The organism is Microtetraspora niveoalba, assembly GCF_001570405.1.
GTDB lineage: Bacteria > Actinomycetota > Actinomycetes > Streptosporangiales > Streptosporangiaceae > Microtetraspora > Microtetraspora niveoalba.
Genome location: NZ_BBYM01000002.1, coordinates 75,178 through 89,556 on the forward strand (window position 1 = coordinate 75,178; position 14,379 = coordinate 89,556).

At 71.5% G+C, this 14,379-nt stretch carries 15 protein-coding genes; 3 read left to right on the forward strand and 12 right to left on the reverse strand.

Annotation, left to right across the window (positions count from 1 at the left end; genetic code table 11):
* Positions 1–11: 11 nt before the first annotated feature.
* On the reverse strand, positions 12–1,259 hold the full coding sequence (locus tag AWQ70_RS00340) for an acyl-CoA dehydrogenase family protein (protein WP_084516383.1): 1,248 nt from the start codon (positions 1,257–1,259) through the stop codon (positions 12–14).
* Between the two features lie 12 nt (positions 1,260–1,271).
* Positions 1,272–2,654, reverse strand: a complete 1,383-nt coding sequence (locus AWQ70_RS00345; RefSeq protein WP_067168572.1) for a 4-hydroxyphenylacetate 3-hydroxylase N-terminal domain-containing protein — start codon at positions 2,652–2,654, stop codon at positions 1,272–1,274.
* Between the two features lie 178 nt (positions 2,655–2,832).
* Between AWQ70_RS00345 and AWQ70_RS00350 the strand changes: the two genes are divergently transcribed.
* Positions 2,833–3,441: a TetR/AcrR family transcriptional regulator gene (locus AWQ70_RS00350; RefSeq protein ID WP_067168574.1), complete on the forward strand. Its 609-nt coding sequence runs from the start codon at positions 2,833–2,835 to the stop codon at positions 3,439–3,441.
* A 76-nt stretch (positions 3,442–3,517) separates the two neighbouring features.
* Here AWQ70_RS00350 and AWQ70_RS00355 read toward each other — a convergent pair whose 3' ends face one another.
* From AWQ70_RS00355 to AWQ70_RS00395, 9 genes are all read right to left on the reverse strand, one after another.
* Positions 3,518–4,306, reverse strand: coding sequence for a crotonase/enoyl-CoA hydratase family protein (locus AWQ70_RS00355; protein WP_067168576.1), 789 nt, complete (start codon positions 4,304–4,306; stop codon positions 3,518–3,520).
* 16 nt (positions 4,307–4,322) lie between these two features.
* The gene (locus tag AWQ70_RS41860; RefSeq protein ID WP_067168577.1) at positions 4,323–4,922 is read right to left on the reverse strand and encodes a TetR/AcrR family transcriptional regulator; all 600 of its coding nucleotides are present in this window, start codon (positions 4,920–4,922) and stop codon (positions 4,323–4,325) included.
* 97 nt (positions 4,923–5,019) lie between these two features.
* Positions 5,020–5,796 carry an SDR family NAD(P)-dependent oxidoreductase gene (locus tag AWQ70_RS00365; protein WP_067168579.1) on the reverse strand — a complete coding sequence of 259 codons (777 nt, stop codon included), beginning with the start codon at positions 5,794–5,796 and terminating at the stop codon, positions 5,020–5,022.
* Between the two features lie 28 nt (positions 5,797–5,824).
* On the reverse strand, positions 5,825–6,571 hold the full coding sequence (locus AWQ70_RS00370; RefSeq protein WP_067168581.1) for an enoyl-CoA hydratase/isomerase family protein: 747 nt from the start codon (positions 6,569–6,571) through the stop codon (positions 5,825–5,827).
* Positions 6,568–7,737 (reverse strand): acyl-CoA dehydrogenase family protein, encoded by a 1,170-nt coding sequence (locus tag AWQ70_RS00375; RefSeq protein WP_067168583.1) that lies wholly within the window; start codon positions 7,735–7,737, stop codon positions 6,568–6,570. The genes AWQ70_RS00370 and AWQ70_RS00375 overlap by 4 nt, the downstream gene beginning before the upstream one ends.
* An 18-nt stretch (positions 7,738–7,755) precedes the next feature.
* A complete protein-coding gene (locus AWQ70_RS00380) occupies positions 7,756–8,517 on the reverse strand; it encodes an SDR family NAD(P)-dependent oxidoreductase (protein WP_067168584.1) in 762 nt (253 codons plus the stop codon).
* A complete protein-coding gene (locus AWQ70_RS00385) occupies positions 8,514–9,722 on the reverse strand; it encodes a thiolase family protein (RefSeq protein ID WP_067168586.1) in 1,209 nt (402 codons plus the stop codon). Before AWQ70_RS00385 ends, AWQ70_RS00380 begins: the two co-directional genes overlap by 4 nt.
* Positions 9,723–9,862: 140 nt before the next feature.
* Positions 9,863–10,756 carry a hydroxymethylglutaryl-CoA lyase gene (locus AWQ70_RS00390; RefSeq protein ID WP_067168588.1) on the reverse strand — a complete coding sequence of 298 codons (894 nt, stop codon included), beginning with the start codon at positions 10,754–10,756 and terminating at the stop codon, positions 9,863–9,865.
* Positions 10,757–10,793: 37 nt separating this feature from the next.
* Positions 10,794–12,029, reverse strand: coding sequence for a CaiB/BaiF CoA transferase family protein (locus AWQ70_RS00395; RefSeq protein WP_067168590.1), 1,236 nt, complete (start codon positions 12,027–12,029; stop codon positions 10,794–10,796).
* A 402-nt stretch (positions 12,030–12,431) separates the two neighbouring features.
* Between AWQ70_RS00395 and AWQ70_RS38480 the strand changes: the two genes are divergently transcribed.
* A complete protein-coding gene (locus AWQ70_RS38480) occupies positions 12,432–12,572 on the forward strand; it encodes a hypothetical protein (protein ID WP_157529819.1) in 141 nt (46 codons plus the stop codon).
* A gap of 228 nt (positions 12,573–12,800) precedes the next feature.
* Positions 12,801–13,514, forward strand: a complete 714-nt coding sequence (locus AWQ70_RS00400; RefSeq protein WP_067168592.1) for a GntR family transcriptional regulator — start codon at positions 12,801–12,803, stop codon at positions 13,512–13,514.
* Here AWQ70_RS00400 and AWQ70_RS00405 read toward each other — a convergent pair.
* Complete coding sequence (locus AWQ70_RS00405) at positions 13,505–14,347, reverse strand: PIG-L deacetylase family protein (RefSeq protein WP_067168594.1); 843 nt, start codon at positions 14,345–14,347, stop codon at positions 13,505–13,507. The genes AWQ70_RS00400 and AWQ70_RS00405 overlap by 10 nt on opposite strands.
* Between the last annotated feature and the right edge of the window lie 32 nt (positions 14,348–14,379).

A 14,379-nucleotide genomic window follows, 5' to 3' on the forward strand; every position in this document is an offset into this window, starting at 1 on the left:
TGCAGTGTCCTCTACTTCCGTGTCGTTTCGCGGCCGGCGGGCCTGGGCGGACGGGGCAGGCCGAGGCCGCGCTGGGCGATGATGTTGAGCTGGATCTCGTCCGTGCCGCCCGCGATGTGCAGGGCGGGCGCTCCGAGCACGAACTCCGACCACGCGTAGGTGTCCCACCCGCCGTCGTCGGTGAAGGCGCGCTCGCCCAGGACCGAGCCCGCGAGCCCGGCTATCCGGTCGACCGCCCTCGTCATGAGCAGCTTGAGCACGGAACCCGACACGGGCCCCAGGCTGTGGCTCCAGGACGCGTCCGGGAGCTCGGCCGCGGCCCGCATCGCGATGATCGAGGCCACGGTCCGCGCGATCTCCTGGCGGTGCGCCGGGTCGGCGACCGCGTCCAGCCGCGTGACCAGGGCGGCCAGCCGCCGCAGCACGTACGGGCTGACCGGGCCGTCGTCGCCGCTCATGGAGTTGCGCTCGCTGCCCAGGCTGGTGGCGGCGACCCGCCAGCCCTCCCCCACCGCTCCGATGCGGTCCGCGTCGGGAACACGCACGCCGTCGAGGAAGACCTCGTTGAAGGCGGCCCCGCCGGTCATCTGGCGGATGGGCCGCACGGTCACCCCCGGCGCGCGCATGTCCACCAGGAACATGGTCAGCCCCTCGTGCTTGGGCACGTCGGGGTCCGTACGGACCAGGGCCTCGCCGACGTCGGCGAGGTGCCCCATGGAGGTCCACACCTTCTGGCCGGTGAGGATCCAGTCGTCGCCGTCCCGGACGGCCCGCGTGGCGACGCCGGCCAGGTCGGATCCGGCGCTCGGCTCGGAGAAGAGCTGGCAGCCGATGATGTCCGCGCGCATGAGCGCGGGCAGCGTCCGCGACCGGAGCGACGGGGAGCCGTGCCGGTCGATCGCGGGGGCCACGATGCGCAGCCCGACGAACAGCACCTCCCTGGACGGGAGTCCCAGCTCGGCCAGCAGATCGTCGACGACCTGGTCGTGCTCCCGGGTCAGGCCGCGCCCGCCGCAGTCGGGCGGGCCGCTCGGCCAGGCGTATCCGGCGTCGAACAGCCGGGCCTGCAGTCGCCGGGCCTGCTCGACCTGCAGCTCATGCCCCTCCCCCAGCTCCTCGACCGCGGCGATGCGGTCGGATTCGCGCCGGTCGGCCGCTCGGGCGTCCGCGGCGGCGTACTCGCCGGCGATCGATCGCAGGAACGCGCCCGCCTCCTCGCGGAACGCCTCCGGGCTGGGAGGAGCGCTCGGGTTGTTCACGGTGCGGTCCCCTCAGTCCTTCGAGATCCCGGCCAGCTTGAGGGCCAGCGCCTTGGCGTCGTCCATCGGGTAGTGCTTGCGCGCGACGAGCCGCTGGGCGAAGAGGCCGCCCCCGGACTGGATCATGGTGACCAGCTGCCAGCCACCGTAGGCGTCGGCCGTGAAGTCGCGGATCGCGTGGAACAGGCGGGTGCGGTACTCGCCGTCGCCCGTGTCCTTGCCCGCCATGTACTTCTTGATGAAGGGCCCGACCTCGTCGTGCTCGACGTCCGCGATCGAGGGGGCGGTGACGATGGAGCCGCCTCCGATGTCGTGCAGGTGCCGGACCATCAGGCTGAACTCGGCCGCGCCGTAGTGCTTGGCCGCGTTGGTGAACAGCTCGCTCGGGAAGTACCAGCCCTCCGGACTCGCCTCGGCGTTCGCGATGGCGGCCTCCAGGCCGGCCCGCACGAGCGTCGCGTAGATGATCATTTCGGCGATCTTCTCGCGGATGTGCGGGACCCGCTCGGTGCCGTTCGCCTCGGCGACGAGCTGCGCCAGGCCCACCAGCGTGTCGCCGTACTCGGCCAGGTGCGCGGTCCCGCCCAGGCGCTCCCAGAGCCCGAGCGAGTGCGCGAACGTCGCGGAGTGCTCGGTCTCACCGGCGAGGAACACCCGCTCGTTCGGGACGAAGACGTCGTCGAGGATGACGAAGCCCTCGGGCATGTTGTGCCGGGAGCTGACCGGGAAGTCCGCCACCCGCTCGCGAGGCGCGTAGTTCGTGTTCACGATCTTGACGCCCGGGGTGTTCACCGGGATGGCGCAGGCGACCGCCCAGTCCTCCTCACCCGGCTTCATCTTCTTGGTCGGCATCACCACCAGCTCGTGGCTCACCGCCGCCGAGGAGATGTGCAGCTTCGCCCCTCGTACGACGATGCCGTCCGGCCGCCGCTCGACGATCCGCGTGTAGCTGTCGGGGTCGTCCTGCCCGCCCGGGGGCCGCATGCGGTCCCCCTTGGCGTCGGTGATCGCCTGCACGCAGCGCAGGTCGTTGTCCCGGCAGTACGCGAAGTAGTCCTCGATCCGCCGGGCGTACTCCTCGCTCTTCGGGCGGATCCGCGCGGCGGCGGTGAGCAGCGCGAGCAGGCCCTGCGAGGTGGTCACGGTCACCATGTCCCAGCCCAGCAGCAGGTCCAGCAGGTCCTTCAGCTCCTCGCGGCTGCGGGGGATCATGAAGTACGGCCCGCGGGCGTCGTCTCCGGGGCGGTGATGCCGCTCGTACCCCCCGGCCACCAGGTCGAGCGCCGTGGCGAACTGCGGGTGGGTCGCGAGGTCCTTGACCTCCTCCCCGTCCGCGAAGATCCGCCTGCCGTCGTTGAGCGAGGCCAGATACTCGCCACCCGTCATCATCGCCATCGTGCAACTCCTCGGTTCGTGCACACCCTCACACCACCAGAATCCTGATGCTAAATTCAGTTTTAGTCAATGGTTGTGAGAGGAGAACAGAACCCGGTGCATGAACATCTAGACTCGGGTCCGCCGACACGCGGCAGTAGACGGTTCGCCAGTAGATGAGAGACGGAGGAAGCGGGCCATGCCAGCCACGCCGAAGGGACGGCGCACCGAGGCCGCGTTCTTGGAAGCCGCCCGGCAGGTCTTCGCCGAGAAGGGGTACTTCAACGCGAAGATCTCGGACATCGCGCAGGCTGCCGGCAAGTCGCCAGGGTCCTTCTACAACTACTACGAGAACAAGGAGGAGCTGCTCGAAGCGCTCCTCGAGCAGTTCTCGGCGGAGGTTCTCGAGGAGTCCCTGAAGAGCCAGACCGACGACCCCCTCGAAGGGATACGCGGGGCCGTGCGGGCGTACTGGACCACCTACCGCAAGTACCTCGCGGAGATGGTGGGCGTCTTCCAGATGTCGATGACCGACCCGGTCTTCGCCGATCGCTGGCGGGAGAACCGGGCGGCCGGCATCCGGGCGGTGCTCGCGGGGATCAAGCACGCCGAGAAGGACGGGTACCGGGTCGGCCTCGATCAGAGCACGCTCGCGTCCGCGATCGTCTCGCTGCTCGAGTCCTTCTGCTGGACGTGGATGGCCGCGGGCGGCGACGCGAACGTGGAGCCGCCCGACGACGAGACCGCGATCGAGACGCTGAGCGCGATCTGGTACCGGACGCTCCACTTCGAGGCCCCGCGGGCCTGACCGGTCACCGCATGCGACCGGGCGGTGAGGACCGCCACACGGTCCTCACCGCTCCCGTCACCCTGCTACGAGGGCTTTACCGGCCCCGCCAGACCGGGCTGCGCTTCTCCGCGAACGCGGCGGCGCCCTCCTTCGCGTCCTCCGACGCGAAGACCGGCGCGATGATCCGCTCCTGCCGCTCCCATCCCTCGGCGAGCGTCCAGTCGGCGGCGGAGCGGGCGATCCTCTTGGTGGCCGCGACGCCGAGCGGGCCGTTGGCGGCGATCTTCGCGGCCAGCTCCAGCGCGCCGGCGAGCGCCTCTCCCGCCGGCGCCACCCGGTTGACGAGGCCCACGTCGAACGCGCGCCGCGCGGTGACGGGCTCACCGGTGAGGAGCATCTCCATGGCGAACGCGAACGGGACGCGGCGCGGCAGCGTCAGCGCGCCTCCGGCGGCGGCGACGAGCGAGCGGCTGACCTCCGGAACGCCGAACCTGGCCGTCTCGCCCGCGACGACCAGGTCGCACGCGAGCAGCAGCTCGAACCCGCCGGCCAGCGCCCAGCCCTCGACGGCGGCGATCAGCGGCTTCCGCGGCGGGGTCACGGCGATGCCGGCCAGTCCCCGGCCCTCGATCGTGGGACTCTCCCCCCGCAGGAACGCCTTGAGGTCCATGCCGGCCGAGAACACCCCGCCGGCGCCGGTCAGGACGCCGACCCGCAGTTCGTCGGACGCGTCCAGCTCGTCGACCGCGTCGGCTATGCCCCGGGCGACGGCGAGGTTGAGCGCGTTCTTCGCCGCCGGCCGGTTGATGGTGATGACCTGCACGCCGCCGACGCGCTCGACGAGGACCTCCCTCGTCCCGTCGCCGTCCTCTCGATTCCCCATATTCACCCTTACTCGTTCACTCTTCTGATTCGTGCGGATCGGGCCGCCGGATACCGGCGAGAAACGTGTCGCAGAAGACGTCGGCGACGGCCCTCGGCGGCAGCGCCGCCTCCCTCTTCAGCCAGACGTAGGAGTAGTTGAACATCCCGAGGATTCCTTTCAGAACCACGGGGTCGGGCAGTTTCCGGAATTTCCCCTCGGCCACCCCCGCGTCGAGCGCACGCCCCCACACCTGCTCGTACTGCTTGCGCAGATCGAGCATCGTCTCCCTGCGCGGGCCGGTGAGCGCGGTGAAGTCGCGATAGTGGACGGTCCATTCGAGAACGTGGTCCGCGACGTTCTCCATGAGCGTCCGGGCCAGTTCCCGGAATCGTTCCTCGGGGTCCGCCACACGCGTCTCGATGTCGTGGGCCGCGTCGACCATCACCCGCAACTGGGCGGTGCTGATCTCGAACAGCAGCGCCTCCTTGTTGCCGATGTGATGGTAAAGAGCGCCGCGCTGGAGGCCGACGGCCGCTTCGAGTTGCGCCACTCCCGTTCCGTGGTATCCGTGTTCGGCGAACAACTCGGCGGCGACGCGCAGAATCCGAGCTTTCTGCGATGACTCGCGGACCATGAACCTGCCGATCTCTCGAGGGTGGGGATCACCGGTCAGCTCCGGCGCCGACGGTACGATACGGGGTCCTCACCCCCGGCCCCGCGATCCCGGGCGGCTACTTGGGCGGGAGCCGGACGCCGGCGTCGATCCGGATGACCTCGCCGTTGATGTAGCCGTTGGTCAGCAGCTCCCAGGCGAGGCTGGCGAACTCCTCGGCCTGACCGAGCCGGCGGGGGAACACCACGTCCTCGGCCAGCTTGGCCTTGAACGCGTCCGGGTCCGGCACCGTGTCGTAGATCGGCGTGTCGATCAGCCCCGGGGCGATGGTGTTGACCCGCACCCCCACGACGCCGAGGTCGCGCGACAGCGGCAGGGTGATGCCGACCACGCCTCCCTTGGAGGCGCTGTAGGCGACCTGCCCGATCTGGCCTTCGAACGCGGCGACCGACGTGGTGTTGACGATGGCGCCGCGGGCGCCGTCGGCGTCGGGTTCGTTGCGGGACATCGCGGTCGCGGCGAGGCGCACGACGTTGAAGGTGCCGATCAGATTGACCTCGACCACCTTGCGGAACGCCTCCAGGCTGTGCGCCGAAGCGTACTCGCCGTCCTTGCCGATCGTGCGGGACAGGCTCGGGATCCCGGCGCAGTTGACGACGGCCCGCAGCGGGGCCTGCGCCGCCGCGGCGTCGATCGCGGCGATGACCTGTTCGGTGTCGGTCACGTCCGCGGCGACGAACCCGCCGCCGATGTCGGCGGCGACCCGCTTCCCGTTGTCGGCGTCGAGGTCGATGACGGTGACCTTCAGCCCCTTGGCCGCAAGGAGGCGGCCGGTGGCCTCCCCCAGTCCGGACCCTCCGCCGGTGACGATGGCCGAGCTGCCAGTCAGATCCACCTGTGTCTCCTTCAGCTTGATGAACGACTCAGTGCTTGCGGAGGAAGTCGGCGATCGCCGCCCGCGCCTCGGGAGAGGAGATCACGTCCACCTGGTTGGCGATCTCCGCTTCGAGCGCGGCGGCGAGGTCGGTCTCCCACGCGGCGTTGAGCAATGACTTGGTACCGCTGAGGGCCCCGGGCGCCAGGCCGCGGAGCCGGTCGGTCAGCGCGGCCACCTCGGCGGGCAGCCGGTCCTGCGGGACGACCGCGGTGACCATCCCCCATTCGAGCGCGGTCGCCGCGTCCAGGGAGTCGCCGAGCAACGCCAGCCGGCGCGCCCGCCGGTCCCCCACCAGCCGGGGCAGCAGCCAGCTCGCCCCGCTGTCCAGCGACAGCCCGCGCCTGATGAACAGCTGCAGGAAGCGGGACCGGTCGCTGGCGACGACGAAGTCGCAGGCGAGGGCGAGGTTCGCGCCCGAACCCGCCGCGATGCCGTCGACCATCGCGACGGTCGGGACCGGCGCCTCGTGCACGGCCAGCACGCACCGGTTGGACACCCTGATCCGGTCCGGCAGGGTGTCGAGGTCGTCGAGCAGGCCGCCGACATCCGATCCGCCACAGAACGCGCCGCCGGCCCCGGTGAGCACCACGACCCGGACCTCCGGGTCCGCGGACAGCTCCGCGAGCATGGCGTCCAGCGTGCTCCACATGGCGTCGGTCATCGCGTTGAGCTTGCCGGGACGGTTGAGCGTGATCGTCGCGACGCCGTCCCGCACCTCGCCGTCGACGCTCACGCCCGCTCCCCGGGCGCGTCGAGGGACCGGCCGATGATCTCTTTCATGATCTCGTTGGTGCCGCCGTAGATCGTCTGCACCCGCGCGTCGAGAAAGGCCCGGGCGACCGGGTACTCCTGCATGAATCCGTAGCCGCCGTGCAGTTGCAGGCAGCGGTTGACCACGTCCTGCTGCAGCTCGGTGGTCCACCACTTGGCCTTGGCGGCCTCCTCGGCCGTCAGCTCGCCCGCCACGTGCCGGCGGATGAGGTAGTCCACGTACACCTGGGCGACCTCGGTGGCCGTGGTGAGCTCGGCCAGCACGAACTTGGTGTTCTGGAAGGAGGACAGGCGCTCGCCGAACGCGGTCCGCCCGCGGCAGTAGTCGACCGTCCACTCCAGTACGGCACGGGCCCCGGCGATCGCCGACACCGACAGGGCGACCCGTTCCTGCGCGAGGTTGCGCATCAGGGTGCCGAACCCGGTCCCCGGCTCGCCGAGCAGGTTCCCCGCCGGGACGCGGGCGTCGTCGAAGAACAGCTCCGCGGTGTCCTGGCTCTTCAGCCCGATCTTCTTGAGGGCGCGGCCCCGCGTGAACCCCGGTGCGCCCTCCTCCACCACGATGAGGCTCATCCCGCGGTGGCGCCGCTCCGGATCGGTCTTGACCGCCACGACGACCAGGTCGGCGTTGAGCCCGTTGGTGACGAACGTCTTCGAGCCGTTGAGGACGTAGTCGTCGCCGTCGCGGACCGCGGTGGTGCGGATCGACGCGAGGTCCGACCCGGTTCCCGGCTCGGTCATGGAGATCGCGCCCATCGTCTCCCCGGTGACCGTCCCGGGCAGCCAGCGGGCGCGCTGCTCCGGGGTGGTGGCGGTCAGCAGGTAGGGCAGCACGATGTCGTTGTGCAGGGTGATGCACATGCCCGAGCCGATGACGTTGGCCCGTTGCAGCTCCTCGGAGATGATCACGTTGTACCGGAAGTCCGGCTCGCCGAGGCCGCCGTACTCCTCCGGCACCGCCATGCCCAGGAAACCGGCCGCGCCGGCCGCGAGGAACATGGTTCTGTCCACGCGTCCCCGCGTCTCCCATTTCTCGTGGTGCGGCTCGATCTCGCTCCGCACGAACGCCCGGAAACTGCTCCGGAAATCCTCGTGGGTGTCGTCGAACAGGTCACGATGTACGGCCATGCCGTCTCTCCTCCTGGTTCATCGCGCGGTCCAGCCGCCGTCGACGGCGATGGTCTGCCCGGTGACGAACGCCGACCCGGGCCCGGCGAGCAGCAGCAGGACCGCGTCCAGCTCCTCGGGCCTGCCGGGGCGCCCCATCGGGGTGTTGCGCTCGATCCACCGGCGCGCGGAGTCGTCGGCGAGCATGCGCTCGGTCAGCTCGCTGGGGAACCAGCCCGGCGCGATCGCGTTGACCCGCACTCCCGTGCGCGCCCATTCGCAGGCCAGATGCCGGGTGAGGCTGATCACCGCGCCCTTGGCCGCACCGTACGCGGACTGCGGGACGGGGGCCGAGGCCACCATGCCGAGGATGGAGGCGATGTTGACGACGGAGCCGCCGCCGCGCGCCGCCATGGACTTCCCGGCGAGCACGCTGAGCTGGAACAGCGCGGTCAGGTCGATGTCGAGGGTCCGGCGGAAGGACTCGATCGGCTGGTCGAAGGCGGGCAGCGGATCGGCCCAGCCGGCGTTGTTGACCAGGATGTCGATCCCGCCCAGCTCGTCGGCGCGGGCGATCAGCCGCGCGCAGTCGGCGTCGTCGGTGACGTCGCACCGGTGGGCGAGCACACCGTCCTGCTCGGCGGCCAGTTCGTCGAGCAGGTCCGTACGGCGGGCGGCGGCGATCACGGTCGCCCCGGCACGGGCGAGCACCTGGGCGAACCGCCGTCCCAGCCCGCTCGACGCCCCGGTGACGACCGCGACCTTCCCGCTGAGGTCGGTGAACCGCTCGGCGGAGTTCATGACACCCTCTCGATCACGGTGGCGTTGGCCATGCCGCCGCCCTCGCACATCGTCTGCAGGCCGAAGCGGCCGCCGGTGCGTTCGAGTTCGTGGAGCAGGGTGACCATCAGCTTGGCGCCGGATGCGCCCAGCGGGTGCCCGAGGGAGATTCCCCCGCCGTTGACGTTGACCTTGGCCGGGTCGGCGCCGATCTCGCGCTGCCAGGCGAGGACCACCGAGGCGAACGCCTCGTTCACCTCGAACAGGTCGATGTCGTCCGCGCTCATCCCGGCGCGGTCCAGGACGCGCCGGGTGGCGGGGATGGGCGCGGTCAGCATCTCGACCGGGTCGGCGCCGACGACCGCCATGTGCCGGATCACCGCGCGGGGGCGCAGGCCCAGGGCTCGCGCCCGGCCGGAGCTCATGATGAGGAGCGCGGCCGCTCCGTCGACGATCTGCGAGGAGTTGCCGGCGGTGATCCGGCCCTCCGGCACGAACGCCGGCTTGAGCGCGGCCAGCGCCTCCATCGAGGTGTCGCGGATGCATTCGTCGGCGGCCAGGTTCCCGCCCGGCACGGTGACCTCGCCGGTCTCCCGGTCGCGCCGCCTGCGCGCCACGGGGACGATCTCGCGATCGAACCGGCCCTCGTCGCGGGCGGCGGCCGCCCGCCGCTGGCTGAGCAGGCCGTAGGCGTCCAGTTCCTCCCGGGCGATGCCGTACCGGTCCGCCACGAGCTCGGCCGAGATGCCCTGCGGCACCAGGCCCGTGTGTCCGTACGCCTCGCGGTCGGCGTACCGGTTCTGCGCCGCCTGACCGTAGACGGCGCGGATGTCGCCGCCCGGCGCGTTGGAGAACATCGGCACGGTCGACATGCACTCGATGCCCGCGGCGACCACCACGTCGCACGATCCCGCCATGATCGCCTGGGCGGCGAAGTGGACGGCCTGCTGGGAGGAGCCGCACTGACGGTCGACGGTGGTGGCGGGGACGGTCTCGGGCCAGCCCGCGGCCAGGACGGCGGTGCGCCCGACGTTCGTGCTCTGCGCGCCGTTCTGGGTGACGCATCCCATGATGACGTCGTCGACGACGGCGGGGTCGATGCCGGTCCGCTCCCGCAGCGCGTTCAACGTCTCGGCGGCGAGTTCCGCGGGATGCCACCCGGACAACGAGCCATGGCGTCTGCCCGCCGGGGTGCGCACCGCTTCCACGATCACTGCTTCGGACATGGGGGAGACCTTTCGTGTCGCGTACCGACCGATCGGTACAGTAATTGGCCCGCGAGGGACGCGTCAACGGATTCTGAAGGTAAATTCAGTTTCGCTGGTGCGGACTCGTCGGAGGGAAGAGCGGGTGCTCGCGGGGTCGATCACATGACCGGGGACGGGAACCTTCCAGCCCTCAGCAACTGGCCCGGCAACGGCCTGCCGAGCACCTCGGTGAGCCAGGCGGAGACCGACAGCAGCGCGTCGAGATCGACGCCCGTGTCCACGCCCTGCCCCTCCAGGAGGTAGACGAGGTCCTCCGTGGCGATGTTGCCCGTCGCGTTCGGCGCGAACGGGCAGCCGCCGATGCCCGCGACGGAACTGTCGAGCACCGCCACCCCCGCGTCGAGCCCGGCGATCGCGTTGGCGTAGCCCGTGTTGCGGGTGTTGTGCAGGTGCAGGCCGAGCGGGACGCCGAACCCGGCCGCGCCGGCGAGGAGGCGGGTCACCTGCCGGGGAACGCCGACCCCGATCGTGTCGGCGAAGATGAGCTCGTCCGCGCCGGTCGCGGCGGCCCGCTCCGCGATCGCCAGCACGTGTCCCGGATCGACCGCCCCTTCGAAGGGGCAACCGAAGGACGCGGCCAGCGTGATGCTCGCGCGCCGCCCGTCGGCGTGCGCCGCGGCGACGATCCGGGCGGCCTCGGCCAGCGACCGCTCGACGCCGCGCCCCTGGTTGCGCCGGTTGAAGGTCTCGGTGACGCAGAAGGCCAGCCTGGCCTCCACGCAGCGCGTCGCCGCCAGGCGGGTGTAGCCCCGCTCGTTGAGCACGAGAGCGACGTGGTCGACACCCTCCACCGGCTTCGCGAGGGCGAGCACCTCCTCCGCGCCGCTCATCTGCGGCACACGGGCGGGATTGACGAAGCTGCCCACCTCCACGCCGGTCAACCCGGTGACGGACAGCCGGTCGACGAGCTCGGCCCGCCGCCGCGGGCTCAGGTGCTCCGGCTCGTTCTGCAGGCCGTCACGCGGGCCCACCTCGCAGATCCTGACGGTCATGACTCTCCCCGGTTCGTCGCGGGCCCGCGGCCCGTCCTCAGATGACCCGCCGCGACCGGAGCCCGGCCAGGGCCTCGGCGTCCAGTCCCAGGACGCCGCCGTAGATCTCGTCGTTGTGCTGCCCCAGCTCCGGGCCCAGGGTCCGGACGTCGCCCGGGGTCTCGGAGAGGCGCGGAGCCACGTTCTGCATGGGGAACGCGCCCAGCTTGTCGTGCGTCAGCCGTACGATCGCCTTCCTCGCGGCGAAGTGCGGATCGGCGAACATGTCCTGCGCCGTGTAGATGAGACCGGCCGGCACCCCGGCTTCGTGCAGGCGTTCCAGCAGCGCGTCGGAGTCCTGCTCCCGGGTCCACTCGGCCACCAGCTTGTCGAGCTCCTCCTGGTTCTCACCGCGCGCGCCGTGCGTTCGGTACCGCTCGTCGGCCCGCCACTCCGGCCGGCCCATGAGGTCGGCCAGCCGGTCGAACACGGTGTCGCGGTTGGCCGCGATCAGCACGGCCAAGCCGTCGCGGGTGGGATAGACGTTGCTGGGCGCGACCCCGGGCAGGATGGAGCCCGTGCGCTCCCGCCGCGCCCCGCCCAGCTCCCACTCCGGAAGGATCGACTCCATGAGCGCCAGCACCGCCTCGTAGATCGCGGAGTCGACCACCTGGCCGCGGCCGGTGCGCTCGCGGGACAGCAGCGCCATGACGGTGCCGAGCGCGGCGAACGTGCCGGCCAGCGAGTCGCCGATCGATATCCCCGCGCGGCTGGGGGCACGATCCGGTTCCCCGGTGACGTACCGCAGGCCGCCCATCGCCTCTCCGATCGAACCGAAGCCGGCCCTCTTGGAGTAGGGGCCGTCCTGGCCGTAACCGGTGATCCGGGTGATCACGAGCCGGGGGTTCAGCTCGGCCAGCGCCTCGGGACCCAGCCCCCAGCGCTCCAGGGTGCCGGGGCGGAAGTTCTCGATGAGCACGTCGGCGTCGGCGAGCAGGTCCCGCAGCAGCCGCTGCCCCTCGGCCTGCCGAAGGTCGCAGGTGATCGACTTCTTGTTGCGGGCGATGATCGGCCACGACAACGACAGTCCCTGCGGGCGATGGCTCCCCCACTGCCGCATCGGATCGCCGCCGCCCGGATCCTCGACCTTGATCACCTCGGCGCCGAAGTCCCCGAGGAGTTGCCCGCAGAACGGCCCGGCTATGAGCGAGCCGGTCTCGACCACCCGCAGCCCGGCCAGCGGGCCGCGGGCGCGCGCGGAGGGCGGGAGGTCCTTCTGATCGTCGTCGAGCATGTACGGACACCTCTTTCTGCCTGGCACCGATCGTTCGAGGCAGCCCACAGGGCAGGGGGCATGACGGCGGCACAAAAACTGAATCTGACGTTAACATCAGATATTGCGATCTACAACGCGGGCACGGCAAGTTCGCCGGACCGCTCACGCGACCGGCACCGTACGACGCCACGTGACCTTGCCCGGCCCCTCCGCGAGCACCCCCTCCAGCCATCATGCGAGGGACAAAGGGCGGCGGCGCCCAGAGGCGCGCTCCCGGACAGGAGGCGCACCGAGCCACGCTCGACGGGTCGCCGCGCCCCGGGGATCTTCGAACGGGCGGGGCCGAAGCCCCGAGTCGGCGCCCTACATCACCGAGCGGATGTCCGGCTTGCTGATCGGGAAGGCGGCCACAAGCCGTTAGTGCTGCCGGGCGCCGAGGGCATGGCCGAATACCGCGACCTCGGCTTCCACGCGGTCGAGGCGCTCAAGGGCAGCCCGTTGATCGTGGTGGTGGGGCCGGCTGTCGGAGACGTGGTCGCCCTGGCCGAGGCGCTCGCCTGAGTGGGAGTCGTCGGCCCCAGCACCTCGCGAGATTCGCGGGCTGCCTGGTTACCGGTTGGCGGCACGTGCGGCGTAGGCCGTTCCGGGGTCGCCGTGGAACTGGCCGAGAATCGGGCGCATACGGAGGTGCCGGCGCGGGAGCTCCCGCCAGGCGCGGGCGACGCACGACGACTTCGGTATACCGCTAGCTTGCGGCGTACCTGCGGCGAGGGCAGAATCGGCCGGGAGATGAACCAGCCCGCACCCGCTCCCGGCTCGCTGCGCGACCTCGCCTACGAGGCGATGCGCGAGCGCATCGTCGAAGGCGTCTGGCACCCCGGCCGGCGCATCGTCGAACGCGACGTGGCCGCCGAGCTCGGCATCTCGCGGATCCCCCTGCGCGAGGCGCTGCGGCGGCTGCACGACGAGGGCCTCGTCATCCTCGTCCCCCGCCAGGGAGCGCTGGTCAGCCCCTTCACCCCGGCGGACGTCTCCGACCTGTTCGACATCCGCGAGCACCTCGAAGAACTGGCCGCGCGCCGTGCCGCCGAACGCGCCGACGAGGGCGTCCTGTCCCGCCTGCGCGAACCCCTCCGGGCCGCGGAGGACGCGCGGGCGCGCGGGGACGAGCGCGGCCTCGCCCTCGCCAACGCCACCTTCCACACCGAGGTCGTCGACGCCTCCGGCAACGCGCTGCTTCAGTCGATCATGGATCCGCTCGCCACCAAGCTGCGCTGGCTCTTCCGCCTGACGGCGGTCCGGGACCCGGGCGAGCAGTGCGCCGAGCACGCCCGGCTCTACCAGGCGATCGCCGCGCGCGATCCCGAGAAGGCCGGCGCGCTCGCCCGCGCCCACGCCGCCGCCGGCCGCGAGTTGTCGATGCGGATGGCCCAGGAGTGGAGCGACCCGCACTTCAACCCGGTCACCGCCACCCGGACCAGGCGGCGCGGCCCTCACCCCTGACCAGCGCCGGACGCCGCGGGTGAGGGGTCACCGAAGATCGGGAGCAGGCGCCGCAGCTCATCCTCGTCGACCTGCCTGCCGTACCCGGCGAGCTGGAAGGTCTCCGCGTGGCCGACCTCCGCGGCGCCGTAGCGGCGCGCCAGCGCCGGTCGCATCTCCTCCCCGGCCCGCAGGAAGCGCGCCCAGTGCTCCCGGACGAAGGCGCGGCCGGCCGGGACGTCACCAGGGGCGGGCGCCCGATCGAGGAAGCCGCGCTGCCAGGGCGCGTACTCCAGGAACTGCGAGGCGTGCGCCAGGCAGGCGTCGAGCTTGGCGTCGAGCACCGGGTCCACGTCCACGACGACGTCGTGCCGATGCGTCGTGGTGGAGTAGTCGACCATGAGCAGGCAGAGCGGCTGACGCTCCAGCCTCGGCACGCCCACCTCGATGTTCCGCGTGGTCGCGAACGCCACCGCGTGCTCCACCAGGAGCCCGGCGGCCCGGTTGTCCGGGTGCCCGCCGCCGTCGCCGTGCAGGGCGACGACCACGTCGGGCCGCCAGGAACGCAACGCGGCGAGCACCCGGAGGCGCGTCTCGACCGTGGGCTCGAGATGGCCGTCGTGCACGTCGAAGATCTCGTAGTCGACCACGCCGAGCGCGTCGGCCGCCCGCCGCGCCTCCTCGGCCCGGCGCCTGGCCAGCGGGACACGTTCGAGCTCGTGATGCCCGGCGTCGCCGTTGGTGAGCGTCAGGAACTTCACCGCGTGCCCGGCGCGGGCCAGCAGCGCGGCCGTTCCCCCCGCGTACATCTCGGGCTCGTCGGGATGGGCGGCGATGACCAGGGTTCGCAACATCTCTCCTCAAGGGGGGCGGTCCGGCACGATCC

Excerpts from the sequence above, each read along its gene's own strand:
- AWQ70_RS00345 (WP_067168572.1), bottom strand. The coding sequence starts at position 2,654 with ATGGCGATGATGACGGGTGGCGAGTATCTGGCCTCGCTCAACGACGGC.
- AWQ70_RS00350 (WP_067168574.1), top strand. The coding sequence starts at position 2,833 with ATGCCAGCCACGCCGAAGGGACGGCGCACCGAGGCCGCGTTCTTGGAA.
- AWQ70_RS00355 (WP_067168576.1), bottom strand. The coding sequence starts at position 4,306 with ATGGGGAATCGAGAGGACGGCGACGGGACGAGGGAGGTCCTCGTCGAG.
- AWQ70_RS41860 (WP_067168577.1), bottom strand. The coding sequence starts at position 4,922 with ATGGTCCGCGAGTCATCGCAGAAAGCTCGGATTCTGCGCGTCGCCGCC.
- AWQ70_RS00375 (WP_067168583.1), bottom strand. The coding sequence starts at position 7,737 with ATGGCCGTACATCGTGACCTGTTCGACGACACCCACGAGGATTTCCGG.
- AWQ70_RS00380 (WP_067168584.1), bottom strand. The coding sequence starts at position 8,517 with ATGAACTCCGCCGAGCGGTTCACCGACCTCAGCGGGAAGGTCGCGGTC.
- AWQ70_RS00385 (WP_067168586.1), bottom strand. The coding sequence starts at position 9,722 with ATGTCCGAAGCAGTGATCGTGGAAGCGGTGCGCACCCCGGCGGGCAGA.
- AWQ70_RS00390 (WP_067168588.1), bottom strand. The coding sequence starts at position 10,756 with ATGACCGTCAGGATCTGCGAGGTGGGCCCGCGTGACGGCCTGCAGAAC.
- AWQ70_RS00395 (WP_067168590.1), bottom strand. The coding sequence starts at position 12,029 with ATGCTCGACGACGATCAGAAGGACCTCCCGCCCTCCGCGCGCGCCCGC.
- AWQ70_RS00400 (WP_067168592.1), top strand. The coding sequence starts at position 12,801 with ATGAACCAGCCCGCACCCGCTCCCGGCTCGCTGCGCGACCTCGCCTAC.
- AWQ70_RS00405 (WP_067168594.1), bottom strand. The coding sequence starts at position 14,347 with ATGTTGCGAACCCTGGTCATCGCCGCCCATCCCGACGAGCCCGAGATG.